Source organism: Paracidobacterium acidisoli (assembly GCF_003428625.2).
Taxonomy (GTDB): domain Bacteria; phylum Acidobacteriota; class Terriglobia; order Terriglobales; family Acidobacteriaceae; genus Paracidobacterium; species Paracidobacterium acidisoli.
Genome location: NZ_QVQT02000006.1, coordinates 273,561 through 299,461, shown reverse-complemented (window position 1 = coordinate 299,461; position 25,901 = coordinate 273,561). Strand labels below are relative to the sequence as shown.

Annotated in this window: 18 protein-coding genes; 7 read left to right on the top strand and 11 right to left on the bottom strand. The window is 63.5% G+C overall.

The genetic code is table 11. From position 1 onward, the window contains the following. Positions 1-18 precede the first annotated feature (18 nt). Positions 19-570 (bottom strand): NUDIX domain-containing protein, encoded by a 552-nt coding sequence (locus D0Y96_RS17145; RefSeq protein ID WP_117302348.1) that lies wholly within the window; start codon positions 568-570, stop codon positions 19-21. Between the two features lie 209 nt (positions 571-779). Here D0Y96_RS17145 and xylB point away from each other — a divergent pair, with 209 nt between their 5' ends. Together xylB and D0Y96_RS17135 are read left to right on the top strand one after the other, a co-directional pair. After that, positions 780-2,249, top strand: coding sequence for a xylulokinase (gene xylB, locus D0Y96_RS17140; RefSeq protein WP_117302346.1), 1,470 nt, complete (start codon positions 780-782; stop codon positions 2,247-2,249). Between the two features lie 27 nt (positions 2,250-2,276). Continuing rightward, positions 2,277-2,636, top strand: coding sequence for a hypothetical protein (locus D0Y96_RS17135; protein WP_117302344.1), 360 nt, complete (start codon positions 2,277-2,279; stop codon positions 2,634-2,636). 13 nt (positions 2,637-2,649) lie between these two features. Here D0Y96_RS17135 and murI read toward each other — a convergent pair whose 3' ends face one another. The 4 genes from murI to D0Y96_RS17115 are packed head-to-tail and all read right to left on the bottom strand — an operon-like array spanning position 2,650 to position 6,278. Next, the gene (murI, locus tag D0Y96_RS17130; RefSeq protein WP_117302342.1) at positions 2,650-3,525 is read right to left on the bottom strand and encodes a glutamate racemase; all 876 of its coding nucleotides are present in this window, start codon (positions 3,523-3,525) and stop codon (positions 2,650-2,652) included. After that, positions 3,522-4,151 carry a GerMN domain-containing protein gene (locus D0Y96_RS17125; RefSeq protein WP_158562456.1) on the bottom strand — a complete coding sequence of 210 codons (630 nt, stop codon included), beginning with the start codon at positions 4,149-4,151 and terminating at the stop codon, positions 3,522-3,524. The genes murI and D0Y96_RS17125 overlap by 4 nt, the downstream gene beginning before the upstream one ends. Then, the gene (locus D0Y96_RS17120; protein WP_117302338.1) at positions 4,151-4,942 is read right to left on the bottom strand and encodes an N-acetylmuramoyl-L-alanine amidase family protein; all 792 of its coding nucleotides are present in this window, start codon (positions 4,940-4,942) and stop codon (positions 4,151-4,153) included. The genes D0Y96_RS17125 and D0Y96_RS17120 overlap by 1 nt, the downstream gene beginning before the upstream one ends. Next, entirely contained in the window at positions 4,929-6,278 is a 1,350-nt protein-coding gene (locus tag D0Y96_RS17115; RefSeq protein WP_117302336.1) for a DUF1015 domain-containing protein, read from the bottom strand. Before D0Y96_RS17115 ends, D0Y96_RS17120 begins: the two co-directional genes overlap by 14 nt. Positions 6,279-6,560: 282 nt before the next feature. On the opposite strand from D0Y96_RS17115, the gene D0Y96_RS17110 reads away from it, so the two are divergent. Both D0Y96_RS17110 and D0Y96_RS17105 read left to right on the top strand, forming a co-directional pair. Beyond that, positions 6,561-7,646 (top strand): VWA domain-containing protein, encoded by a 1,086-nt coding sequence (locus D0Y96_RS17110; protein WP_117302717.1) that lies wholly within the window; start codon positions 6,561-6,563, stop codon positions 7,644-7,646. Positions 7,647-7,683: 37 nt separating this feature from the next. Further along, positions 7,684-8,835, top strand: coding sequence for a VWA domain-containing protein (locus D0Y96_RS17105; protein WP_117302334.1), 1,152 nt, complete (start codon positions 7,684-7,686; stop codon positions 8,833-8,835). A gap of 36 nt (positions 8,836-8,871) precedes the next feature. Here the strand turns inward: D0Y96_RS17105 and D0Y96_RS17100 are convergent, their stop codons facing one another. Next, a complete protein-coding gene (locus D0Y96_RS17100; protein WP_147325109.1) occupies positions 8,872-10,563 on the bottom strand; it encodes a sensor domain-containing diguanylate cyclase in 1,692 nt (563 codons plus the stop codon). Between the two features lie 338 nt (positions 10,564-10,901). Between D0Y96_RS17100 and cysK the strand changes: the two genes are divergently transcribed. The 3 genes from cysK to D0Y96_RS20520 all read left to right on the top strand — a co-directional run bounded on the left by cysK (position 10,902) and on the right by D0Y96_RS20520 (position 17,890). Next, a complete protein-coding gene (cysK, locus tag D0Y96_RS17095) occupies positions 10,902-11,852 on the top strand; it encodes a cysteine synthase A (protein WP_117302330.1) in 951 nt (316 codons plus the stop codon). A 159-nt stretch (positions 11,853-12,011) separates the two neighbouring features. After that, a complete protein-coding gene (locus tag D0Y96_RS17090; protein ID WP_117302327.1) occupies positions 12,012-13,166 on the top strand; it encodes a trans-sulfuration enzyme family protein in 1,155 nt (384 codons plus the stop codon). 233 nt (positions 13,167-13,399) lie between these two features. Further along, positions 13,400-17,890 (top strand): beta strand repeat-containing protein, encoded by a 4,491-nt coding sequence (locus D0Y96_RS20520; protein ID WP_252263886.1) that lies wholly within the window; start codon positions 13,400-13,402, stop codon positions 17,888-17,890. Between the two features lie 86 nt (positions 17,891-17,976). Here D0Y96_RS20520 and lon read toward each other — a convergent pair whose 3' ends face one another. The 5 genes from lon to D0Y96_RS17060 form a co-directional block, all read right to left on the bottom strand. Further along, positions 17,977-20,421: an endopeptidase La gene (gene lon / locus D0Y96_RS17080; RefSeq protein ID WP_117302325.1), complete on the bottom strand. Its 2,445-nt coding sequence runs from the start codon at positions 20,419-20,421 to the stop codon at positions 17,977-17,979. A gap of 255 nt (positions 20,422-20,676) precedes the next feature. Then, positions 20,677-21,957: an ATP-dependent Clp protease ATP-binding subunit ClpX gene (gene clpX / locus D0Y96_RS17075; protein WP_117302323.1), complete on the bottom strand. Its 1,281-nt coding sequence runs from the start codon at positions 21,955-21,957 to the stop codon at positions 20,677-20,679. Positions 21,958-22,005: 48 nt separating this feature from the next. After that, positions 22,006-22,596, bottom strand: a complete 591-nt coding sequence (clpP, locus tag D0Y96_RS17070) for an ATP-dependent Clp endopeptidase proteolytic subunit ClpP (protein WP_117302713.1) — start codon at positions 22,594-22,596, stop codon at positions 22,006-22,008. Between the two features lie 102 nt (positions 22,597-22,698). Beyond that, positions 22,699-24,144: a trigger factor gene (gene tig / locus D0Y96_RS17065; RefSeq protein WP_252263885.1), complete on the bottom strand. Its 1,446-nt coding sequence runs from the start codon at positions 24,142-24,144 to the stop codon at positions 22,699-22,701. A 471-nt stretch (positions 24,145-24,615) separates the two neighbouring features. Next, complete coding sequence (locus tag D0Y96_RS17060) at positions 24,616-25,884, bottom strand: PfkB family carbohydrate kinase (protein WP_117302319.1); 1,269 nt, start codon at positions 25,882-25,884, stop codon at positions 24,616-24,618. Positions 25,885-25,901 lie beyond the last annotated feature (17 nt).

The following is a 25,901-nucleotide window of genomic DNA, read 5'->3' as shown; positions in this document are numbered from 1 at the left end:
GCATTCGAACATTTTGACTTATTTTCCCGATTCCTTCTGCCGCTCCTTCCACAGCCGGTACATGGCCCACGCTGCCAGCGTGCAGTTGTCCTGGATCGTCCCGTTGACGAGCATCTCTTCAAACTCCGCGACAGTCGCGGTGTGCAGCTCCAGGTCGTGCTCCTCCGGGTCGGGATCGGTGCCGGCATGCGTCAGCCCGGTGGCCAGCCACACGTGCTGCTTCTGGTTCGTGAAGCCGTAGGCGATCCACGTCTCGCCGAGGTGAATCATCGACGAGGCCACCAGGCCCGTCTCCTCGCGCAGCTCGCCCCGCGCCAGCTCTTCAGGGTCAACGTCTGACGTCTCCCATCCGCCCTGCGGCAGCTCGAGGCAGCGCTGCTGGATCGTGTAGCGGAACTGCTCGATCAGGTAGATCGTCTCGCCTTCAATCGGAATGACGATGGCCGAGACATCCTTTTCGACCACACCGTAGATGCCCGGCGTGCCGTTGCTGCGCTCGATCTGGTCTTCGCGCAGCTTCATCCACGGATTGCGGTAGATCTCGCGGCTGCTGAGGGTGCGGATGCTCATGCAGCCCATTGTGCCAGATGAGGAAGAAAATCAGGACAAAAGAGAAGGATGGCGCGCCGCAGCAAAAGTAATGCCGGTGCGCGCGCGGGGCGGGTTGTGGATGATAGAGTGAACTCGCGGTACATCGCTTTACTCCGGGCTTTACTTCGGGCTTTGCCCGCGGCTTTGCCTGGGGTTTTATTCAGGCAAATTCACGGGGGAAATCAGAGATGTTTCTGGGACTGGATATCGGTACAGGCGGGACGCGGGCCGTCCTGGTCAGCGCAGACGGTCAGGTCGTCGCGTCCGCGTCGAGCGAGCACGCGCCGTTTCGCAGTCCTTATCCGGGATGGGCCGAGCAGGACCCCGAAGACTGGTGGCGCGCCGCGCAGGAGGCCATCCGCGGCGCTCTGGCGCTGGTGCCCGGCGCGAAGGTCGAGGCCGTCGGCCTCACCGGCCAGATGCACGGCGCCGTGCTGCTCGACAAAAACGGCGATGTGCTGCGTCCGTCGCTCATCTGGTGCGATCAGCGCACCGGCCCCCAGTGCGACTGGCTGCATGCGCAGATCGGCCGCGAGCGGCTCATCGAGCTGACCGCGAACCCGGCCCTGCCCAACTTCACCCTGACGAAAATCCTCTGGGTACGCGAGCACGAGCCGGAGATCTTTGCCCGCATCGCGCACATCCTCTGCCCCAAGGACTACGTCCGCTACCGGCTCACCGGCACCTATGCCATCGACGTGCAGGAGGCCTCCGGCACGCTGCTGCTCGACGTCGCCCACCGGCGCTGGTCGTCCGAGGTGGCGCGGATATCGGGCGTTCCCGAAAGCTGGCTGCCCGAGCTCTTCGAGTCCCCCGAAGTCTGCGCAAAGATCAGCGGCGAAGCCGCCTCGCTGACCGGCGTTGCTGCCGGAACACCGGTCGTTGCGGGCGCCGGAGACCAGGGCGCGGGCGCCGTCGGCATGGGCATTCTGGAGCCGGGCTCGGTTTCGGCCACCATCGGCACCTCGGGCGTCGTCTTCGCGGCCACTGCCGCTCCCACACGCGACCGCCTGGGCCGTCTGCACACCTTCTGCCACGCCGTTCCCGGCCGCTGGCATGTGATGGGCGTTACCCAGGCCGCGGGGCTTTCGCTGCGCTGGCTGCGCGAGACTTTCATGCCCGGCTCGACCTATGACGACATGACGGCCGCCGCGGCGAAGATCGCTCCCGGCAGCGACGGTCTGCTGTGGACGCCTTATCTGCTCGGCGAGCGGACGCCGCACCTCGACTCCGAGGCGACGGCGGCCTTTGTCGGCATCACCGCCGGCCATACGTCGGCGCATTTTGTGCGCGCCGTGCTCGAAGGCGTCGCTTACTCGCTGAAAGATACCTTTACGCTCTTCGCCGAGCTGGGCATTCCGGTCAAAGGAGTGCGTCTGGGCGGCGGCGGCGCGCGCGGCAGGCTGTGGCGTGAGATTCAGGCCGCGATTTACGGATACCCCTGTGATGTCCTGGTGGCCGAAGAGGGCGGAGCCTTCGGCGCGGCGCTGCTGGCCGGCGTGGGCGCAAAGGCGTGGCCCGATCTTGAAGCCGCCTGTGCCGCCGGAATCACCGTCGCGGAGCAGATTGTGCCTGACCCGGCGGCGATTCAGCGCTATGCTGTGGGGTATGAGGCGTACCGGAAGGTATATCCGGCGCTTAAGGGCATAAAGGGTTAGCCTGCTCCCTTTGGCCGCGGTGCGGAGATGCTTCTGCAGATCGGCAAAGTCGTTTCCTTCATGCTGAGCCTTCTCTCTCTGCATGCGCTCATGCTGAACGCATTTTTTATCCCCGGCACCAGCCTGCAGGAGCGGCTGACGCAGTCGCTCGGCTCGCTCGCCCTGGCCGGATGCATGTGTTTCGCCAGCGGCCTGCTCTTCTGCATGCCCGTCTCACCTCACACGAAGGGTGAGGCCGCGCACCAGGTGAATCTCCCTCACCTGATGGAGACGCTGCCGGTGCGGCTCTTCTTCTGGGCCATCGGCCTCATGGTTGTGCTTCTGCTGCTCTCCTGGTATCTCGAGGCGTATTACGTGCCGCTGATGTGGCGCAACCAGCCGCACTGACGCGGGCGCTGCTTCAGCCGCCCAGATTCACCAGCTCCACGCCTTCAATCGGACGCCCCAGGAAGCGGCTGCCGAGTGCGCGAAACTTGCTCACCGAGTCGGTGGCGAAAAAGCGGCTGGCAGGCTTCACCGCCGAAGCCGTGTCCTTCGGCGCACACAAAGCCTCAGCCACCTGTGCCGCCGTTACCTCCGCCGAATCGATCACGTGGAGAGAGGCCGGTACCGAGCGCTCGATCAGCGGGCGCAGCAGCGGATAGTGCGTGCAGCCCAGCACCAGCGTGTCCGGCATCAGGCCCGCGTCATGGGTCTGCTGCATCAGCTCCGACAGATAAATGCTGAGTACCTCGCGCGTCACCGGATGGTCGATCCAGCCCTCCTCGACCAGCGGGACCAGTAGCGGACAGGCCTTTTCGAGCGCCCGCAGACCGCGCTCGCGGCAGGCCGCGGCATAGGCATGGCTTTCGACCGTCGCGGCGGTGGCCACCACCAGCACGTCGCCGGTGCGCGAGCTCGCCTGGGCCGCGTTGGCTCCGGTTTCGACCACGCCCAGCACAGGCACCGAAACCGAGGCGCGAATCTCATCGAGCGCCAGCGCGCTGGCCGTGTTGCAGGCGATCACCAGATATTCCGCGCCCTGCTCCTCCACCAGAAACTTCGCGCTCGACACGGCGTAACGGGCCACGGTCGCCTGCGATTTGGCTCCGTACGGCAGGCGTGCCGTGTCGCCCAGGTAGGTGTAGCTGGCGGAGGGAATGCGTTCGAGCAGCGAGCGCAGAACCGTGAGGCCGCCGAAGCCGGAGTCGAAGACTCCGATCGAAGGCGCGGAGGGCTGAGCGCCGGATTCTGTCGTTTCAGAGTGTGGTGTCGAATCAAAGCCTGCAGCGGTCATCGAGTGGGTTCCGGACTGGTCTCCGAGGCCAGATAGGTGCGTGTCAGGTCGGCATGTCCCGCCAGCGTGTCGCGCTGCTGTCCATCGACAAGGAAGCGGACCTCGGTAATAGATGGCAGATTGGTGTGCAGCGTCGCAAGAATCGAGAGCAGCGTCAGCGTCTCCGGCTCGATGCCCGAGGGCTGCGCCTCGGCAAAGGCGGAGGTGAGATTGACGACGGCCAGCTCTCCCGCCGGCGCCGAGGCGTCTTTGCTCTGCGGAACCGGCATCAGGAAGACATCCTGCACGCCCGAGGTCACGGCGACCGGATGCGTCGAGCTCTTTGCCGCGAAGGCATCCATCAGCCGCTCGATCAGCACCCGCGCGCGGGCGCTTTCATCCTGCGGCAGCGACAGGCTGCGATGGACCTCGGTCAGCGAGTCGTCGAGATCGTTGGGAACCAGCAGCGTTACACTCACCGCCGGTGTCTCGTCCGGCTCGATCAGCGCCGGAGCCGTGTCGTCCACCGCCTGCAGCCGGTCGTGCGCGCGCTCGCGCAGCCGGATCAGCACCGCGGCCATCACCACGCAGGCCAGCAGCATCAGGCCGATCAGAATGCGCTGCGCCTTTGAAACCAGAGCCGACATCAGGGCTGCTGCCTCCAGTCGCTGCGCCATTGTTCGAGCGCGGCCGTGATCGCATCGATGACCGACTTCTGATAGCTGGCGTCGGAGATGGGCTCGGCTTTGGTGGTGTTGCCCGCCGCCAGCGGAGCCACTTCGAGCGCAACCGCAGGACAGGTGAGGTTGTCGATGGGCGCCACCGATGCGCGTCCCAGCGTGACCGGAATCTGCGCATGCGCCAGCGCCGAATCGATATCGGAGGAAAGCTTCAGGCTCTGCGTCACGTAAGCCGCCTGCGCCGTCTGCCAGGGCGCGAAGCGCGCATACGGCGCCGGAGCCAGCGAAGAGGTGAACAGATGCACGCCGCTTCCCGTGGCCGTGGCATGAATCAGCAGACAGGCCGCGGCCTGCGCGTGATTCGCAGCCCCGGCGCGCGCCGGGGGTGCAATCAGCACATCGGATTCGCGCGTCGTCACCACTCCGATGCCGTGCGCATTGAGCGTGGAGCGCAGCCGCACCGAGAGCGCGAGCGTCAGATCCTTCTCGACCACCTTATCGGAGATGCGCGCCCCGGTATCGCCGCCGCCATGCGCCGCATCGAGCACCACCAGATAGCGCGGCTCCACATGCGCCGGCGCTGCCTGCGCAGGCACAGGCGGAGCACCCGCCGGCTGAGGCAGCGTGAGCGGAGCAGGCGGCTGTGCAGGCACCGGCGGCTGCTGGTTCTGCGCGAAGACCGGGAATGACAATACCGGGAGAGACAACGGCAGCAGCAGAGCCGGCAGAGCGGCGCAGGCGGACCTAATCCAGTGCATACACCGCCAGACCGCTGAGCAGCTTGGGAAAAAAGTCGGTGGACTTCTGCGGCAGCACCTCGCCGGCAAAGGCAATCTCGCGAAGCTGATCGAGCGTGACCGGGTTCATCAGGAAGGCCGCATCGGCCTCGCCGTTCACCACCTGATCGGCCGCCTCCGCCGCATCGCGCAGATAACGAAGGTGCGCCTGCTCGCGAATCTTCTCCTGCGTAATGCCCAGCAGCCTTTCAAAGATCAGCGCGTGCAGCTGCACCACGTCGAGACGCCGCTGCCTTGGAGAGATGCCGTCAAGCGCCGCCGCGACCGCCTCCGGCTTCGCCGTCAGCAGAAACCGCCCGGCGCGTGTCACGGTGAGGAATGCGGTCCGGTCGCGCAGTCGGCCGAGGCGCTCCATCGCCGCGTCGAGGTTGTCGCCGGCAATCGGCTCGACCTCGAAGAAGGCTGCGGCCTTTTCCAGAAACGCCGAAGGAAGAAAATCGCTGAGGCCGAAGAGCACCCGATGGGCCGACAGAATCACCAGGCCGTCGGAGTCCATGTTGATGAAGGTCATCATCGCGGCCGACTCCGGCGACTGCGGCTCGTGCAGCCGTCCCGGCGCGTGCTCCGTCGGACTCTCGTCACCCTCCGCCTCGGGTGGCGGCACAGGCAGCGCCGCTCGTTCGCGGGCGTAGGCCAGAGCCGTCTCGTAGCGGTGGTGCCCGTCGGCAATGATCAGCTTCCGGTCGGTAAGCGCGGTAGTCAGCAGATTGATCGTCGCCGGGTCGGAGACCTTCCAGACGCGGTGCAGCACGCCGTATTCATCCGTCACTTCCATATCAGGCATCGCCGGGCTGCTGAAGAGCAGGCGCTCGGCGGTCAGTCCGGGGTCGGAATACAGCATGAAGATCTGCCCGAAGTTGGCCCGTGTGGCGCGCAGCAGACTCAGCCGGTCGGCCTTCGGGCCGGAGTGTGTCTGCTCATGGCGAAAGACGATCTGCCGGTCGTAGTCGCACAGCTCGCCGAGCGCGATGAAGCCCCGGCGCTCGAGGACTGTCTCTGTGCCGGGAGCCGTAAAGCGCTGCGAGTAAGCGAAGATGCAGGGCGCGCTCTCCTGCGCCAGAATGCCGCTCTTCCGCCACGCCGCGAAATCGCGTGCGGCATCGGCGTAGAGGCTGTCCTGCCGGTCGAAAAGCTCCGGCTGGCGCAGCACGATTCGCACCATGTTGTACGGGCTGCGCTGGTAGTAAGCCTGCTGCATGGCGGGAGTGATCCTGTCGTAGGGCTGGGTGACCACGTCCTGCAGCGAAACGATGGAAGGGTTGTAACGCAGTGCGCGGAAGGGGTAGATGCGGGCCATGCGGGTAGTCGGGCTCCAGCGCGCCGGGAGAAAATGCCGGCACTTTGCTCTTGAACAGTCGAAATGCCGTTATACCTGACCGATTGTAACGCAGGGAAGCGATGGAGTTACGCTCCCCCAAAGCCACTGCCGGAATGCAGCGCGGCCGAAATCGTCCGTCATTTTATGACGAAGACGGTGAAAACCCTTTGTGCTGCATCAAAGAATAAAGAACTGTTGCTCAACTATATTGCCGAAGCTCCTTCGTTCGTGGCAGCATTCCTGTTAAGGACCGGTGAGAGCATGGCGTCCCTGGTCGGGCGCAAATTCGTCTCCAGATTTCCTCCAGGGCTCCGTAGTCATGGCTTCCAGGCGCGTCTGTGCCGGGTCGCCTGGCTGCTGGCCATCGCCGTACTGGTTTTGCAGCTCCAGGCGCATGCGCAGGAAGATCCGCTGAACCGGGTCCACGTCAACACACCGCCCCCTGCGCATCCTGCCGACCCCGCAGTTCCCGACGCAAAAGACGTTATGGCTGCCGGATCGCTGCATACCGGCATGCGTATCCGCGTGGATACGAACCTGGTGCTGGTGCCGCTCACCGTTACCGATCCGCTGGACCGGCTGGTGACCGGCCTCGAAAAAGAGAACTTCTTCATCTACGAAAACAATCGCGGCGAAGCGATCAAGACCTTTTCCAGTGAAGACACGCCCGTCTCCATCGGCATCATCTTCGATCTCAGCGGCAGCATGAGCAACAAGGTTGTCCGGGCCCGCGACTCGATCCTGCAGTTTCTGAAGACGGCCAACCCCCAGGATCAGTTTTTCGTGATCGGATTCAACGACCGCCCCGAGCTGATCGAGGACTTCACCTCATCGGTCGACGAGATCGAGGCGCGCCTCGCGACCGTGCATCCGGGCAACCGCACCGCTCTGCTCGACGCCATCTACTTCGGTCTCGACAAAATGAAGCAGGCGAAGTACGACCGCCGCGCCCTGCTCATCGTCTCCGACGGCGGAGACAACCGCAGCCGGTACACCGAAGGCGAGGTCCGGTCCGCCGTGCGCGAGGCCGACACGCAGATCTATTCCATCGGCATCTTCGATCCCTACGCCGCCACCATCGAGGAGCGCAACGGGCCGATGCTGCTCTCCGACATCAGCAACGAGACCGGCGGACGGCTCTTTCGCGTCGACGATGTCTCCGAAATGGGCGATATCGCCACCCGCATCAGCGCCGAGCTGCGCAATGAATATGTGATCGGATATAAGACAGACGATTCAAAACGGGACGGAAAGTGGCGTAAATTGAAAGTGAAGCTGGTGCCGCCGCAAGGGCTGCCTCAGCTGACAGTTCATGCACGTGCCGGATACTATGCCCCGCTGCAGTAACCGACGGATACCTGTTTTCCTTTCGTTCTTCGTCTGTATGCTCACGCCGGCGCTCCTGGCCGCGCAGACGCCGGGGGCTGCGCATCCTGCGGCAGCACCGCCCGCCTCTTCCGCACAGAGCGCACAGACTCAGACGGCTCCCTCGCAGCCGAAGGAAACACCCGCGCCCGAGGCGCAGCAGCCGCTCAACGTCGACCGCGACCCGGTTCTCGGCCCCGACCGTGGAGACAACGAGACCATCAGCCCCGGAAATACCGAATCCGCTCAGCCGGAGAAGCCGCAGGAGATCGTGAAGCAGCAGGGCACCTATACCCTGCGCCGGGACGTCGAAGAGGTGGTGCTCAACTGCACCGTCGTCGACAAGGACGGCCACCTGGTCAACGACCTGACGAAGGACGACTTCCACGTCTGGGAAGACAACACCCCGCAGGTGATGCTCTCCTTCCAGCACCAGGATATTCCCGTTTCGATGGGCATTCTGGTCGATAACTCGGGCTCGATGCGCGACAAGCGCGCCGCGGTCAACACCGCCGCTCTCGACCTGGTCCGGGCCTCTAACCCGGACGATGAGGCCTTCATCGTCAACTTCTCCGACGAAGCCTTCATCGACCAGGATTTCACCTCGAACATCAACAAGCTCCGCGAGGGGCTGTCGCACATCGACTCCAAGGGCGGAACCGCTCTGTACGATGCCGTGATCGCCTCAGCCGACGAGCTGGCGAAGCATGCGAAGCGCCCCAAACAGGTGCTGCTCATCATCACCGACGGCGAAGACAACGCCTCGGTGCTGACGCTCGAGCAGACCATCCGCCGTATTCAGAATCTGCAGGGCCCGGTCGTCTACTCCATCGGCCTGCTCTTCGGCGAAGACAGCGGCGGCCGCACCTCGCACCGCGCCCGGCGGGCGCTCGAGATGCTCTCGACCGAGACCGGAGGCATCGCCTACTTTCCCCATTCGCTCTCTGAAGTCGATTCCATCACCGCCGAGGTCGCGCGCGACATCCGCAACCAGTACACCATCGGCTACCGCTCGACCAAACCGCCCAGCCTCGGCGGATACCGCGTGGTCCGCGTCGATGCAAAGGCCGCGAATCACGGAAAGCTGACCATCCGTACCCGCACCGGATACTTCCCGAAGCCCGACGCTGCGGGAGCCGCCGCAAAGACGCCGCCCGTCCAGCACCCCTGATTGAAAACCCGGATCGGAAAACGCAGAGCAGGACGCTCAGGCGTAGATATTCGACGAGGCCAGAATCACGCGGTTCCGTCCCTTGTGCTTGGCTTCATAGAGCGCGCGGTCGGCGGCGCGCAGCAGCATCTCCATCGAATCGGCGTGATAGGGATAGAGCGCGATGCCGATCGAGATGGTGATCTGGCGCAGCGCCTGCCCGCGGTAGCGCAGCGTCGTATCGCCCACCAGCCGCCGCAGCACCTCGGCCCGCTCGTGCACCGTGTCGACAGAGGCTTCCGGCAGGATGATGACAAACTCCTCGCCTCCGTAGCGGCATACGGTATCGTCGCTGCGCACGAACTTGTGCATCGTCTCGGCCACCTCGCGCAGCACCATGTCGCCTGCCTCATGGCCGAAGGTGTCGTTGAACTGCTTGAAGTGGTCGACGTCGAGCATCATGATCGCGGTCGACTTCTGGTGACGGTCGGCGCGGCGCAGCTCGCGTTCGAGCGCGATCTCCATGAACCGGCGGTTGAACATCCCGGTCAGGCCGTCGCGGATCGACTGGTTCTCCAGCCGGCTGCGAAGGTTCAGGCTGGCGATGGAGATCGATGCCAGCTCCACCAGCTCCTGCAGCGGTGTGATGTGCGCCTCCACCATGGCGGCGACGCCCGGCGTCCGGCATTCGACGTACACCACGCCAAGCGTGTCTCCGTGCGCCGCCAGGGGAAGGCAGAGATAGATCTCAGGGCTATCTCCGGTAAAGTGTCCGCAATGCACCTCTGAGGCCGGAGGCTTCCGCCAGCGCGCGCGCCCCGAGCGCAGCCCGCAGCAGGAGTCGAGCGAAAATCCGTCCAGCAGATTCTGCGGCGTCTGCCATATCGCGGCCAGCTCCACCATCTGGCGCGAGTTGTTGATGATGCATACCGCTCCGGAGGTGGCCGGCAGCAGGCGCTCCAGATACCGCGCCGCGCACTCCTGCGCCTGGAGGGACGACTGGCACAGCGCCAGCTCGTCACGCGCCTCCGTCAGCAGCGTGGACTCCCGCGCCTTGCGCTCCAGCGCCTCGACCGTCAGCGCCAGCCGCGCATTCGTCTCCTGCATCTGCTCCTCCGACCGTTTGCGGTAGAGGGCATCGCGCAGCAGAAAGCCGAAGAGCACCAGAACGGTGATCAGCGATACGGCGACCATCAGAATGCGCGCCGCAATACTCGAGATGTTGCGCTTCTGCGAATTCCGGGTGCGCTGCGCGAAAAGGTCGTTCTCCTCCTGCCGCATCACTGAGACCGTGCGCCGGCTGAGGACCAGCTCCTCTTCGAGCCTGCCGGCCGAGCCCGACGCCGAGGCGGCGACCGCGCGCTGCAGATCGTTGTAGGTGGCAAGCAGATCGTGCACATGCCGTGTCTGCGAAGGGTTATCGTCCACAAGCTCCTGCAGGTGCAGCAGGGTGCCGTTGAGGCTCGCCGCCGTGTCCTCTGCCATGCGAAGCTGATCGCTGTCGCGCGTCAGCAGGTAGAGATGCGCGTGCTCGTTGATCTGCTCCAGCTGCAGCGTGATCGTCTGCAGGTTGTAGAGAACCTCCTGCGAGTGCTGCACCGAATCGCGGGCGGCAAGAAGATTCTCGGTATTCCGGAAGACCACATACCCCGTCAGAGACAGAAACACGACGACCGCCAGCGCGGTCATCCCCAGAATGGTGATGGCTCGGCTTCTGCGGCGCAGCGGGTTGGAGCTTCGTATGAACAATCTGGCAGAGAACTGACCGTGTACTGACCCGGCGAACAGGGCTCAGGGGTACAGAGATTAAAACGGCGGGCTGAGGATGAGTTTACCCTCAAATTTTCCGGAAAAACATTGAAAACAGAGGAGGCCCGCCTTTTATTGGCCGCCGTCTGCCCGCCCCGGACAGGCCTCTGCGCCGCCCTCCCGGAAGGCCCCCGGATCTGATTCCGGATCTGATTCCGGACCCGGTTCCGGCCGCCCCGGAGAGAGCTTCCCGGCGCTTCATGACCGGTCCGGCCGCGATCCGGAGCCCCCGGGGGCAGCGGGAAGCACTCCGATCCTGATAATCTGAGAGCTTCGTGATGACGACGCGGACTTTTTCTGAATCCGGCCTGCGGGTAGCGGAAGATATCACAGAGCTTATTGGCCGGACGCCCATGCTGCGCCTCAGCCGTCTCTGTACCCCGCAGATGGCTGCTGTCTATGCCAAGCTTGAATTTCTGAACCCCGGCGGCAGCGTGAAAGACCGCGCCGCTCTCGGTATGATCCTCGATGCCGAAGGGCGGGGGCTGCTCCATCCTGGCTCGACCATCGTCGAGGCGACGGCGGGCAACACCGGGGTCGGCCTGGCGCTGGTCGGCGTCAACCGCGGCTACCGCGTGGTGCTCTTCGTGCCCGAGGGCTTCGCCGAAGAAAAGTGCATGCTCATGCGGGGCTTTGGAGCCGAAGTCCACCGCACCCCCGAAGCCGAGGGAATGAGCGGAGCCATCCGCGCCGCCCTGGCCCTCGCCAAAGGTGATCCCAATATCTTTCCGGCCATGCAGTTCGAAAATCCGGCCAACCCGCATTTTCACCACGACACGACCGCCCGCGAGCTGTGGGAGCAGATGGAAGGGCGCATCGACGCCTTTGTCGCCGGCGTCGGCACCGGCGGCACCTTCTCCGGCATCGCCCGTTATCTCAGGGAGCAGAACCCCGCCGTCCTGGCCGTCGCCGTCGAGACCCAGGGATCGATCCTGCAGGGCGGGGAACCGGGCCACCACAAGGTGGAAGGCATCGGCGTCTCCTTCATCCCCAAGACCTTCGACCGCGATGTCGCCGACGAAATCGTCGCCGTGACAGATACAGATGCCTTCGCCATGGTCAGGCGTCTCGCCGCCGAAGAGGGCGTGCTCGCCGGGTCCAGCGCCGGAGCTATGGTGTATGCCGCGCTGGAAGTCGCGCGCCGCCTCGGCCCCGGCCGCCGCGTCGCCACCATCGTGCCCGACTCCGCCGAGCGCTATCTGTCCAAAAAGATCTTCGAACAGGACTGATCGTCGAAATTGCATTTTCCGAATCATGGATCGTTCTTTCTAAATTGCTGATAGGAGTTTTGGGTAGAAGCACCGGGCTTTAGCCCGGTGAAACAGGAACGGAACGGAAGGGCTTTAGCCCCGGCTGTTATCAACAGAACAAACGGATCGGAGTCGCACATGACACACGCAAAACACGGCTTCGCCACGCGCGCCATTCACGACGGACAATCCCCCGACCCGCTCACCGGCGCCGTCAACGTCCCCATCTATCTCTCATCCACCTACGCGCAGGAGGAGATCGGCAAGAACAAGGGCTATGAATACGCCCGCGTCTCCAACCCCACCCGCGACGCGCTCGAAACCAGCCTCGCCTCGCTTGAAGGCGGCACATCGGCGCATGTCTTCGCCAGTGGCATGGCCGCCATCACCGCGCTGGTCACCATGTTGCGCTCGGGCGATCACGTCATCTGCGGTGAGAACGTCTACGGCGGAACGCCGCGCCTCTTCAATCAGATCGTCACCCGCTACGGCATCGAGTTCAGTTACGTCGACACCTCCGATCCCGAGGCCGTGCGCCGCGCCATCCGCCCGGCCACGAAGCTCGTTCACATCGAGACACCGACCAATCCGCTCATGACCCTCACCGATGTTCGCGCCGTCGCCGATATCTGCCACGAGCGCGGCGTCGAGCTGAGCGTCGACAACACCTTCATGTCGCCGTACTTTCAGCGTCCCATCGAGATGGGCGCCGATCTGGTGATGCACTCGACCACCAAGTTCCTCAACGGCCACAGCGACGGCCTCGGCGGCGTGCTCATCGGCACAAAGCCGCAGCACAAAGAGACCTTCGCCTTCGTGCAGAAGTGCACCGGCGGCATCCTCTCGCCCTTCGAGTGCTGGATGATCCTCCGCGGCGTAAAGACCCTGGCCGTGCGCATGAAGCAGCACGACGAGAACGGACGCAGTGTCGCGCAGTATCTCTCCGGGCACAAAAAAGTCGGCAAAGTCTTCTATCCCGGTCTCGCCGAACACCCGCAGCACGCGCTGGCGAAGCGGCAGATGACGGGCTTCGGCTCGATGATCTCTTTCGAAACGGGCTCTCTCGAAAACGCCAACAACATGTTGAAGAGCGTGAGGGTCTGCACCCTGGGCGAATCGCTCGGCGGCGTCGAGACGCTCATCTCGCATCCCGCCACCATGACGCATGCCGCCGTCGGCGCGGCGGAACGCGCGCGCCTGGGCATCACCGACGGCCTGGTCCGCATCTCAGTGGGAATCGAGGATGCAGGCGATATTCTTGACGATCTCGAGCAGGCGCTGAAAGCCGTCTGAACCCGCGGTCTGCCCCCGCCGTTCGCCTGGCCCGAAGGGATTAGTGCAAAAAAGAGCAGCCGTGTAATCCGGCATAAAAGCAACCGCTGCTGTATCGTATTCGCAGATATCAAAGCTGCGAACGTCATGCTGCGCCTGTTATGACAGGCGCCGATTCCGGCAGCGGTTATGGCTCGTGTGTTTCTCTCTGCAGTACTCACTCTGACCTTGCAGGTTACCGGAGGCGCTTCACGATGCGCTTGACAGGGAAGTTTGTCGCTTTGCCCTGCTGTGTCCTGCTCTGTGCTCTTGCCGCCTGCGGCACCAGCCGCAGACTGTCTGGCGGCTCTGCCGGTACGGCTGATTTTCAGCTCACGCTTTCACGCAGCACGGTGAACGTTACCGCCGGAGGCGCGGCCCAGAGCCTTTCTGTAACGGCTACGGTTGCGAATGGCTTTACCGGCATGGTGAACATCACCGTGAACGATCTGCCGAGCGGCGTCACCGTCAGCCCGTCCTCGCTCACGCTGTCTCCGAATCAACCGCAGACCGTAACCATCGCCGCAAAGGCGGATGCTCCCGCGGCGCAGACCATGGTCACGGTAACGGGAAGCGCCGGCGCCGTCAGCCGCACGGCAACGGTCGCGCTCGCCGTGGCCTCCGCCACGCCCGGTTTCTCCCTGACCCTTTCGCCCAACACGCTCGGCCTCACCGCCGGAGGCCCCTCGCAGACCGTCTCGCTCACCGCGAATGCGCTCAACGGCTTCACCGGAACCGTGAGCGTGGGGCTGAGCAACGCGCTGCCCGACGGAGTGACCGCGACACCCTCGTCCTTCAATCTGCAGCCGGGCACGCCGCAGGTCATCACGCTTACGGCTGCATCGAACGCCGCGACCGGCCCGGCGAACGTGACCTTTACCGGAGTCTCAGGAAGCAGCGCCGGCGCCACCACCTCACTGGCTCTCACGGTCGAATCCTCCGCGCCAGCGCCCGATTTCTCGCTCACCATCTCGCCCGTGTCTCTGTCGCTGACGCAGGGAGCCGCGGGAAAAAATATCTCCGTCACCGCGAACGCTCTGCACGGTTTCACTGGTACCGTCACCGCCAGCTTCAGCGGCCTGCCGGGCGGTGTCACCGCAAGTCCATCGACGCTCACTCTCAAGCCCGGAGCCGCGCAGAACGTGACGCTCACCGCTTCCTCGGCCGCGAAAACAGGTACGGTCATCGTGACGCTCAGCGGCACATCCGGCAGCCTCACCCACGCCGCCACTCTTTCGCTCACCATCGCCGCATCAGCTCCTGCGCCCGATTATTCCTTATCGGTGTCTCCCTCCAGCCTCTCCGTGACTGCGGGCGCAACCGGAAAGAGCATCAGCATCACCGCAAACGCGCTCAATGGATTCACGAATGCCGTCAGCGTCTCGCTCAGCGGTCTGCCGAGCGGAGTCACCGCAAGCCCATCGACGTTCACGCTCACGCCCGGCATCGCGCAGAGCGTGACCTTCACGGCCTCGTCCTCTGCAAAGTCGGGTTCCGCGACCATCACCGTGACCACCACATCCGGCAGCATCACCCACACCGCCACGCTGGCGCTCACCATTGCGGCAGCTGCATCCACGCCGGATTATTCTGTGTCGGTCTCTCCTGCTAGCCTTTCCATCACCGCCGGAGCAACCGGCAGGAGCGTCAGCATCGCTGCCAATGCGCTCAATGGATTCGCCGGCACTGTCAGCGTCTCTCTCAGCGGCATGCCGGGAGGCGTCATCGCCAATCCATCGACATTCACGCTGAAGCCGGGTGCTGCGCAAAGTGTGTCATTCAATGCCTCTTCTTACGCGAAGGCCACTTCGGCAACCATCACCGTGACCGCCACATCCGGCAGCATCACCCACGCCGCCACTCTTTCGCTCACCATCGCCGCATCAGCTCCTGCGCCCGATTATTCATTGTCCGTCTCTCCTGCCAGCCTCTCCATCACCGCAGGAGCAACCGGCAGGAGTGTCAGCATCACCGCGAACGCGCTCAATGGATTCACGAATGCCGTCAGTGTTTCCCTCAGCGGTCTCCCGAGCGGAGTCACTGCGAACCCATCGACGTTCACGCTCACGCCCGGCATCGCGCAGAGCGTAACCTTCACAGCCTCGTCCTCTGCGAAGTCCGGCTCCGCAACGATCACCGTGACCACTACATCCAGCGGCATCACACACACGGCTACGCTCCCGTTGACTATTGCTGCCGCGTCGCCCACGCCTGATTATTCTGTATCAGTCTCTCCATCGAGTCTTTCCCTTACCGCCGGAGCAACCGGCAGAAGCGTCAGCATCGCTGCCAATGCGCTCAATGGATTTGCCGGCACTGTCAGCGTCTCTCTCAGCGGCATGCCGGGAGGCGTCATCGCCAATCCATCGACATTCACGCTGAAACCGGGTATCGCGCAAAGCGTGGCATTCAACGCTTCTTCTTATGCGAAGACAACCTCGTCTACCATCACCGTGACCACCACATCCGGTACTCTGACGCACACCGCGACGCTGGCGCTGACGGTGGCCGCAGCAGGAGCCGCTGCGCCGGATTATTCATTGTCCGTCTCTCCTGCCAGCCTCTCCCTCACCGCCGGCGCAACCGGAAAGAGCACCAGCATCACCGCGAATGCGCTCAACGGCTTCACGAACGCCGTCAGTGTTTCCCTCAGCGGTCTGCCGAGCGGTGTCACCGCGAATCCGTCTACCTTCACCCTTACGCCCGGAGTCGCGCAAAATGTAACGCTGACGGCATCTTCTGCAGCAAAGGCCGGCTCGGCGACGATCACCATTACCACTACATCCGGCGGCCTCACGCACACAGCAGCGCTGACGCTGACGGTGGCCGCAGCCGGAGTCGCTGCGCCGGATTATTCGCTGTCCGTCTCTCCTGTCAGTCTCTCCATCACCGCAGGAGCCGCGGGCGGCACTGTCGGCGTGACCGCGAACGCGCTCAACGGATTCGCAAACGCCGTCAGCGTTTCCCTCAGCGGCCTGCCCGGCGGCGTCACGGCCAGTCCCTCAGCGCTCACGCTCACACCGGGAGTGAAGCAAAGCGTCACCCTTACCGCCTCATCGAGCGCGGCAAATGCAACATCGACAGTTACATTTTCCGGAACCTCCGGGAGCCTGAGCCACTCCGCGACACTTTCCCTGGCCGTGAGCTCCGCAACGCAGCCCGCCGGAAGCGTGGATGTCACGACCTATCACTACGACAATGCCCGCGACGGCCTGAATAGCGCCGAGACCACGCTCACTCTCTCCAGTGTGAACTCGACGAACTTCGGCAAGCTGGGCTTCTACTCCACGCAGGGAGTGGTGGACGCAGCGCCGCTCTATCTCTCCGCGATGAAGATCGGAGGCGCAACGCACAACGTGCTCTATGTCGCCACCGAGCGCGATCTGGTCTACGCCTTTGACGCCGACACCGGCGCGCAGCTCTGGATGAAATCGATGCTCGGCGCAGGCGAGTCGACCAGCGACGATCACAACTGCCCGCAGATCGCTCCCGAGATCGGCATTACCTCCACGCCCGTTATCGATCGCAGTTACGGCAGCAATGGCGCCATCTTCGTCGTCGCCATGTCCGAGGATGCCGGCGGCAATTACCATCAGCGTCTGCACGCACTCGATCTCACCACCGGCTCCGACCTGAGCGGCAGTCCATCTGAGATTCAGGCAAGCTACCCCGGCACGGGAATCTATTCGAGCGGCGGCTCGCAGATCTTCGAGCCTGGGCAGTATGCCGAGCGCGTCGGCCTGCTGCTCATGAACCATACCCTCTACATGGGTTGGACCTCGCACTGCGATCAGGACCCCTACACCGGCTGGCTCATGGCCTACAGCGAGCAGTCGCTGCAGCAGAGCGCCGTGCTGAATCTTACGCCCAACAGCGGCGGCACCAGCGGCTATGGAGCAGGCGAGGGCGCCATCTGGATGAGCGGCGCGGGCCTGGCCGGCGATACGAGCGGCAATGTCTATTTCCTCGATGCCAACGGCGGCTTCGATACCACGCTCAATGCGAATGGATTCCCATCCTCCGGCGACTACGGCAACGCCTTCATGAAGGTCTCGACCGCGGGCGGCAAGCTCACCGTCGCCGACTACTTCAACACCTCGAATACCGTGAATCAGTCCGACTTCGATGAGGATCTCGGCTCAGGCGGCACGCTGCTGCTGCCCGATATGAAGGATGCGAGCGGGACGGTGCATCATCTCGCCGTGGGCGCAGGCAAAGACGCGAGCATCTACGTCGTCGACCGGGACAACATGGGCAAGTTCAATCCGAACAGTAACGCCATCTATCAATACCTGTCCGGAGCGCTCGGCGGCGGCGTCTGGGGCATGCCCGCATACTTCAACAACACGATCTACTACGGCGGAAAGGGCGACGTGATGCGCGCATTCACCATCACCAATGCGAAGCTCGAGACCTCGCCGTCCAGCCAGTCGTCCGCGTCCTTCGCCTTCCCCGGAACCACTCCCAGCGTCAGCGCCAACGGCACGCAGAACGGCATCGTGTGGGCCGTCGAAGCCAGCTCGGGCGGCGCCGCCGTGCTGCATGCCTACGATGCAGCCAGCCTGGGGCACGAGCTTTACAACAGCACGCAGGCCGGCAGCCGCGACAGCTTCCAGGACGCCAAGTTCATCACGCCGGTCGTCGCCAACGGCAAGGTCTTCGTGGGCACTCCAACCGGCGTGGCCGTCTTTGGACTGCTTCACTGATCTGCCGCGGACAGCCTCGAGTATCCTCGGGAAAAAGAAAAGCCTGCAGCCTCTGAGAAGAGACTGCAGGCCTGATGCAGCAATGCCTACTGGTGCGGACGCTGCTCCGGAGCGGCCGGCTGCGGCAGGCTGGCCAGCACCTCGGGCGTCTCCTCGCGCGGCTCCGGCAGAGGAGATTCGAGCGCCAGCTTCAGCACCTCGTCCATCGAGTCGACGAAGTTCATCTTCATCGCGCTCTTCAGGTTCTCCGGCAGGTCGGCCATGTCCTTGCGATTGTCGTTCGGCAGAATCGCTTCAAAGATGCCCGCGCGATGCGCCGCCAGCAATTTCTCTTTCAGCCCGCCGATAGGCAGCACCTTGCCCCTCAGCGTGATCTCGCCCGTCATCGCCACGTCACGGCGAACCGGAATCCTGGCCAGAGCGCTGGCCAGCGCCGTCGCCAGCGTAATGCCGGCCGAAGGACCATCCTTCGGAATCGCTCCCTCGGGCACATGAATGTGAATGTCGAGGTTGCGGTAGAAGTCGCGCGGCAAACCCAGATGGTGGGCGCGGCTGCGAATCCAGGAGAGCGCGGCCTGCGCGGACTCCTGCATCACATCGCCCAGCTGGCCGGTCAGCGTCAGCTTGCCCTTGCCGTCCAGAATCTGCACTTCCGTCTGCAGAATGCTTCCGCCGACTTCGGTCCACGCCAGCCCGTTTACCAGGCCGATCTCGTTCTTCTCGTGTACCGCCGAGTCGCGGAACTTCGGCACGCCGAGAAAGTCAGCGATGTTCTCGCCGGTAATGCTCTCTTTGTGCTTCGCGCCGTTCTTCACCACGCGCCGCGCCACCTTGCGGCAGACGTTGCCGATCTCGCGCTCCAGATTGCGGACGCCGGCCTCGCGCGTGTAGCTGCGGATAATCTCCGTCAGCGCATCGTCGGTGAAGGTGACGTTCTTTTCGCTGAGCCCGGTGCCCTCGCGCTGCTTTTTCAGCAGATACTGTTTGGCAATTTCGAGTTTTTCCAGCTCCGTATAGCCGTGCAGGCGCAGAATCTCCATGCGGTCCTGCAGCGGACCGGGAATGGTGTGCAGCACGTTGGCCGTGGCCACAAACAGCACCTGTGACAGGTCATACTCCACGTCGAGGTAGTGATCCTGGAAGCTGGTGTTCTGCTCCGGATCGAGCACTTCGAGCAGCGCCGAGGCCGGATCGCCGCGGAAATCCGACGCCATCTTGTCGACCTCATCCAGCATGAAGACCGGGTTCTTCGTCCCTGCCTTCTTCATCGACTGAATGATCTGCCCCGGCAGCGCGCCGATATAAGTGCGGCGGTGGCCGCGAATCTCCGCCTCATCACGCACGCCGCCCAGCGACATGCGCACAAATTTTCTGCCCGTCGCCTTGGCGATCGACATGCCGAGCGATGTCTTGCCCACGCCCGGAGGTCCGACAAAGCACAGGATCGACCCCTTCGGATTCTTCACCAGCTGCCGCACGGCCAGAAATTCGAGGATGCGCTCCTTGATCTTCTCCAGTCCGTAGTGATCCGCGTTGAGCACCTTCTCGGCGTGATCGATGCTGCGCGTCTCCTTGGATTTCTTCTTCCACGGCACCGCCAGCAGCCAGTCGAGATAATTGCGCGAGACCGTCGACTCCGCCGACATCGGCGGCATGGCCTCGAGCTTCTTCAGCTCCTGGATCGCCTTGTCGAAGACATCCTTCGGCATGCCGGCCGTCTCGATCTTCTTCTTCAGATCGTCGAACTCGCTCTTCTCGCCGCGGCCCAGCTCTTTCTGAATCGCCTTGATCTTCTCGTTGAGGTAATACTCTTTCTGGGCCCGCTCCATCTGCCGCTTCACGCGCGACTGGATGCTGCGGTCCATGTTGAGTTTTTCGATCTCGACATCGAGAACATCGGCGATCTTCGCCAGCCGCTCGACGGGATCGAACACATCGAGCAGGTCCTGCTTCTCCGGAATCTCCAGTTGCAGATTGGCGGCAATGGTGTCGGCCAGCTTCGAGGGCTCGTCGGTGCGGATCGCGGCCACGACGGTTTCGACATTCAGCGACTGCTGCAGCTTCACATACTGCTCAAAGAGGGAAGTGACGCGCTGCACCAGCTGCTCGACCTGCGGATTCATCTCCAGCACGGCCTTCGTGGTCTTCACCGTTGCGACAAAGAAGCCGTCCGAATCGGTCAGCTCCACGGCGCGGCCGCGCTCCATGCCTTCCACCAGCACCTTGATGTTGCCGTCCGGCATCTTCACGCTCTGCACGATGTTGCCGATCGTGCCGACGGGATAGATATCGTCCGGGCGCGGATCATCCACACGCGCATCGTGCTGGGTGGCGAGAAAGATCCGGCGGTCGCCGTTCAGCGCCTCTTCCAGCGCGCGCACGCTCGATTCCCGCCCGACGACAAACGGCGTCATCATGTGCGGAAAGATGACCATATCCCGTATGGGCATCATGGGCAGCTTGCGCTGATCGTTTTTGTCGCGGCTCTCTTTCGATTGGGTCACGTCATCCCTTTCGCCCGATGGAGGCATGTCTGTTAGATGAAATGTAAATCATTCAGACTCACGACGGCGCGCCGTTTCCGAATCGATTGTGATCTCTTCGACAGACGTTCTCTCTTGACAACTCCCGCGTTTCCGGAGAACGCTGCGTCAGCGGCGCGGCAAAAAAGGCCGCTGCGGCGCCGGAAGGGAGCCGGAAAATGGCCGCAGAGATGCGGAAGAATGCGGGATTCGAGAGGGGAAAAGCGATCGCGGAGCCGCGCAGAGTGCGGACGCGATCGCGGCTCAGCCGGCCTTGTCGAGCATGGTGATGGAGAGATCGCGCTTCTGCACCATCTCCGCTGTGATCTCCAGCTCGCGGATCTTTTTGTTGCTCGGCAGGTGATACATCAGGTCGAGCATCAGCTCTTCCAGGATCATGCGCAGACCGCGCGCGCCCACCTTGCGCAGCAGCGCTTCCTGCGCCACGGCCTTCGTGGCCTCTTCGTCGAAGTTCAGCCGGACGCCTTCATACTCGAAGAGCCGCTGATACTGCTTCAGGATCGCGTTACGCGGCTTGGTCAGAATCTCGACCAGCGCCACCTCGTCCAGCTCATCGAGAATGCCGATGACAGGGAGGCGTCCGACAAATTCAGGAATGAGGCCGAATTTGATCAGGTCCTGCGGCTCCGCCTGGCGCAGCAGCTCGGCATCGCGCTGCAGCCGCACACCCGCCGCCGCATCCTGCTGTTCCTTGTCTGCGATGGCTTTGAAGCCCAGCGCCTTCTTACCCACGCGGCGTCCGATCACCCGCTCGAGACCGACAAAGGCTCCGCCGCAGATAAACAGAATGTTGGTCGTATCGACCGGCGTGAACTCCTGGTGCGGATGCTTGCGCCCGCCCTGCGGCGGAACATTGGCCACCGTACCTTCGAGAATCTTGAGCAGCGCCTGCTGCACGCCTTCGCCCGAGACGTCGCGCGTGATCGAGGGGTTTTCGTCCTTGCGGCCGATCTTGTCGATCTCATCGATATAGATGATGCCCGTCTGCGCGCGCGCCACATCGCCGTCGGCGGCCTGCAGCAGCTTCAGAATGATGTTTTCGACATCCTCGCCCACGTAGCCGGCCTCGGTCAGCGTGGTCGCATCGACGATCGCAAAGGGCACGTCGAGCATCTTGGCCAGGGTGTGCGCCATCAGCGTCTTGCCGCTGCCCGTCGGGCCGACCAGCAGAATATTCGACTTCGACAGCTCCACGTCGTTGCCGCGCGTCCGGTTCATCTGGATGCGCTTGTAGTGGTTGTAGACCGCGACCGCCAGCTTCTTCTTGGTCTGTTCCTGGCCGATCACATACTCGTCCAGAAACGCCTTCACCTCGAGCGGCTTGGGCAGGTGCGCCGGCGCCGCGCCGGGCTGCGCATCGCTGCGGTCGTCCTCAAGGATCGAATTGCACACCGCAACGCACTCGTCGCAGATGTATGCGCGCGGATAATCGCTTGGAGAGGAAATGAGCTTGGCGACCGCGTCCTGCGACTTATGGCAGAAGGAACAGCGGAGAGAGTCGTCCGATCCCGTGCGCGTTTTCATGCTGCGTGGTGCTCCTTCGTACGTCCGTGCGCTGCCGGCTCACCGGTTTCAGGTGCGCGGGCGGTCGATGATTTCGTCAATAATGCCGTACTCTTTCGACTGAGGCGCGTTCATGATGAAGTCGCGCTCCACATCCCGTTCAATGCGCTCCAGCGGCTGGCCGGTATGCTTCGACATCAGGGTATTGGTGATCTCGCGGATGCGCAGAATCTCGCGCGCGTGAATGTCGATATCCGTCGCCTGGCCGCTCAGCCCGCCCATCGACGGCTGATGGATCAGAATGCGCGAATTCGGCAGAGCGAAACGCTTGCCTTTGGTGCCCGCCATCAGCAGGAACGCACCCATGCTCGCCGCCTGGCCGATGCAGAAGGTGACAACATCGTTTTTGATGTACTGAACCGTATCGTAGATAGCAAGACCGGCAGTAATCGATCCGCCAGGGGAGTTGATATAGAGCTGAATATCCTTCTCCGGATCTTCCCCGGAGAGAAACAGTAACTGTGCAATGACCAGATTGGCGATCTGGTCATCAATGGGCGTTCCCAGGAAAATGATGTTATCGCGGAGCAGACGCGAGTAAATGTCGTAAGCCCGCTCGCCGCGGCTCGTCTGCTCGATGACCATGGGTACCAGTGCCATGTTTCCCCTTATTCCCACTCCCCGAAACGCGCAGGCTTCGGTGCTGCGTATCGATACATTTCCGGCGAAGCGCACACACTTCGCCGGTTCAGACAGTCCACCTCAGGCCAGTCTTTCGACCAGCAGATTACCGGTTTTCTCTCTCCGTAATTGTGCACGAATTCTAGCCAGATTGCCTTCGCTGGTCAAACGCTCGCGCAGGCTTTCCAGCGGTTCGCGTGTTTGCAGAGAGATAATCTGCAGCTCTCGCTCCAGTTCCTCGTCAGATACCTGCATATTCTCCGCATCGGCAATCCGGTCCAGAATCGTGAGCCCTCTGACTTCGGAGAGCGCCGAATCGCGCTGCGCCTCGCGCAGCCGCGCGAAGTCCAGCTTGCGCATGTCCTCGGCGCGCATGCCCTGCGATGCCAGCGCCCGCAGTCCGCGGTCCAGCCGCGCGTCGATCTGGTTCTGCACCAGCGACTCGGGCACGGGGAAGTGGAAGCGTCCGACCAGAGCCTCCAGCAGCCGCTCGCGGGTCTCGGCTTCCACCCGGCGCTTCTTGTCGTTTGCCATATGCTCCCGCAGCTTCTGCCGGAAGTCCTCGATGCCCTCGTACTCGCCGCCCAGCTCTTTGGCGAACTCGTCATTCAGCTCGGGCTGAATCTTCTTTTTGATGCCCTTCACTTCCACGTCGTAGGCGACCGTTTTGCCGGCCAGGTTTCTCTCGCCGAAGTCGGCAGGATATGCGACCTCGAACTTCAGCTCCTGTCCCGGCTTCGCTCCGCGCAGCCCCTCGTTGAAGGCCGGAAGCGTATTCGCTCCGCCCACTTCGATCACCGCATCGTCGCTTTCGATCGGACGGGCCTGCTCCGCCGTCTGCTCTTCGGGCGTCTCCGTCCGGATCTCGCCCTTAAAGCCGATCTGCGCCCAGTCGCCATCGGCGAGGGCGCGGTCTTCGGCGACCGGCTCCATCGTCGAGCGGGCATCGCGGATGCGCTCCAGCTCCGCCTCGAACTCCGCCTCGGACAGCTCCGCCGAAGGCTTCTCGACCTTCACGTCCTGGTAGCCGTCAACGGAGAACTCCGGCTGAATCTCAAAGGCCGCTTTGAACTTCAGCGGCTCGCCCTCTTCAAGGTGCAGATCCGTCACCTGCGGCTGCGAGGCCGGCGTGACCTTCTGCTGCTCGATCGCGGCGCGGAAGTGCCCCGGCACCACGGTCTCCACCACTTCCTGGCGGATGCCGTCGGCGAACCGTTTGCGGATCAGCGACTCCGGCACCTTCCCGATGCGGAAGCCCGGAATGCGCGCCTGCTTCTGATAGCGCTTCACGACGGTGCGGAAGGCCTTCGAGACCTCGTCCGCCGGTACCTCGATCTCGACCTCGCGGGTGCATTCGGGGTTCAGCGTGGGAGCGGGCTGCGCATGGTCGTGATCATGATGATGATGGTCGTGATCGTGGCCCTCATGGCTGTGCCCCGCGTGTTCTGTACCGGTGGCAGCGTCCGTCTCCGGCGTGAGGGTTTCCTGTGCAGCGGTCTCTGCAGGATTGGTTTCCAGTGAACTCAAAGCTGTGTGCCTTCCCATGCCGTCTTCCCGCCGCTCCCACCCTGGTCAGGTGCAGCCGGCGCTGTCCGATGGAATTCACTCCTTGCCCGGCCCCGAGACTCTGGTGGAAGCAGGCGGCGTGAAGACGGTGAAATATGTTCGTCCGAAGCGCTCCGAAGTCTCCAGCATGCGCCTCATTGCCCTGAAAACATGCGGGGTTCGCGCGCGAAGCACGCGCCAAAGGAACGCACCGGACGGTCCTCTTCTATCGTACGGAGTACCGGGCATTCAGGCAAACCGGGCTGAAAATCAGTACTGGGTTAGTTTGAAATTGCGTTATATCGGCAGTTTGAAATTGATTTGTATCAGGGCACGGCTTCAGCCGTGCCGGAGCTGGCGAAAAATAAGCCGGGCTTCAGCCCCTGAGGGAGAATATTTCGTCAGGTGCCGGGTGCCCCATGTTCCGCTTCGGGACACGGGATTCGTGTGTCTTTACCGCGTCCAGGACTCGTCCGCCACGCAGAAGGCCGAGTGATACCGTGCGCCGGAGGCCATCAGCTTTTCGACGGCTTCAACCGTCTGAATCCCGCCCCGCGCTCCGGCCGCCATGCAGTTCAGCGCCGCCGCGGCGCAGGCAAACTCCAGCGTCCGCTCGAGCGGCCACGCCTGCAGCAGGCCGTAAATAAATCCGGCATGGAAGATATCGCCCGCCCCCGTCGTATCCGCCACCGGAACATGGAAGGCGGGCACGTAGTGCATCTGCCGTCCGTCCCAGGCCAGAACCCCGTCGTGTCCCAGCGTCGCCGCCGTCAGCGTGTTGCCGTAGCGGCGCTGCATGCCACGCAGAGCCGTCTCCAGATCGTTCTCCTGCATCAGGCGGCAGGGAAAGTCGCGGCTCACGATCAGGTAGTCGATCTTCGTCAGCAGCTCGTCCACGCCCGGATACAGCTCATCGAGATCGGCGATCACCGGAATGCCCGCCTCGCGCGCCCATCCCGCCGCAAGCGCCGCCGCCGCGGTGTCGAATCCGTCGATATGCAGCGCGCGCGCCCGCTGAATCCATGCCCGGTCCAGCTCGTCCGGCTGCAGCGTCAGCCGCTCGTCGCGCTGGCACAGCACCGACCGCTCGCCCTCGCCGTCCACCAGAATGATCGACTGCGGACTGGCCGCGCCCTCCACGGTAATCAGCTGCGCATCCACGCCGGCGCGGGCAAAGGCCTCACGATGCAGAGCCGCCGCGCTGTCGTCGCCCAGCTTGCCCACATAGCGGGTGCGCATGCCCCAGTGCTGGCAGGCGACCACCGTGGTCGCCGTCTGCCCGCCCGGATGCACGCTGGCCGCGTGATACTCCACCTTCGAGCCGGGAGCCGGATGATGCGGCAGCGGAATTACCGTATCCGTGGCATTCAGCCCTACGCCGACAAGATCCACCATCGCCGGCTCGTCCGCGGCAGGGAAGCCGTTCGAAGCCGGGGCGTCTTTCTGTTCTGCCGTGTGCTCTTCCGCCGCGTGGCGCGTCAGCGCCGTGGCGCGCTCGGCCTGCGCCAGCAGCGCCTGCGCTTCTTTCAGGAAGACCTGGCCGGCGTGGGTCAGCCGGACCGAGTCGCCCTCGTGTACAAACAGCCGCACACCGAGCGTCTCTTCCAGCTCCCGCATCCTGCGGGCCAGCACGGGTTGTGTCAGGTGGAGCAGTCGGGCAGCGCCCGGGAAACTGCGTTGTTCTGCCACGGCTGTGAATGATGCCAGTTGTTTCAGCTCCAACCTTTGTCCTCGCCGCT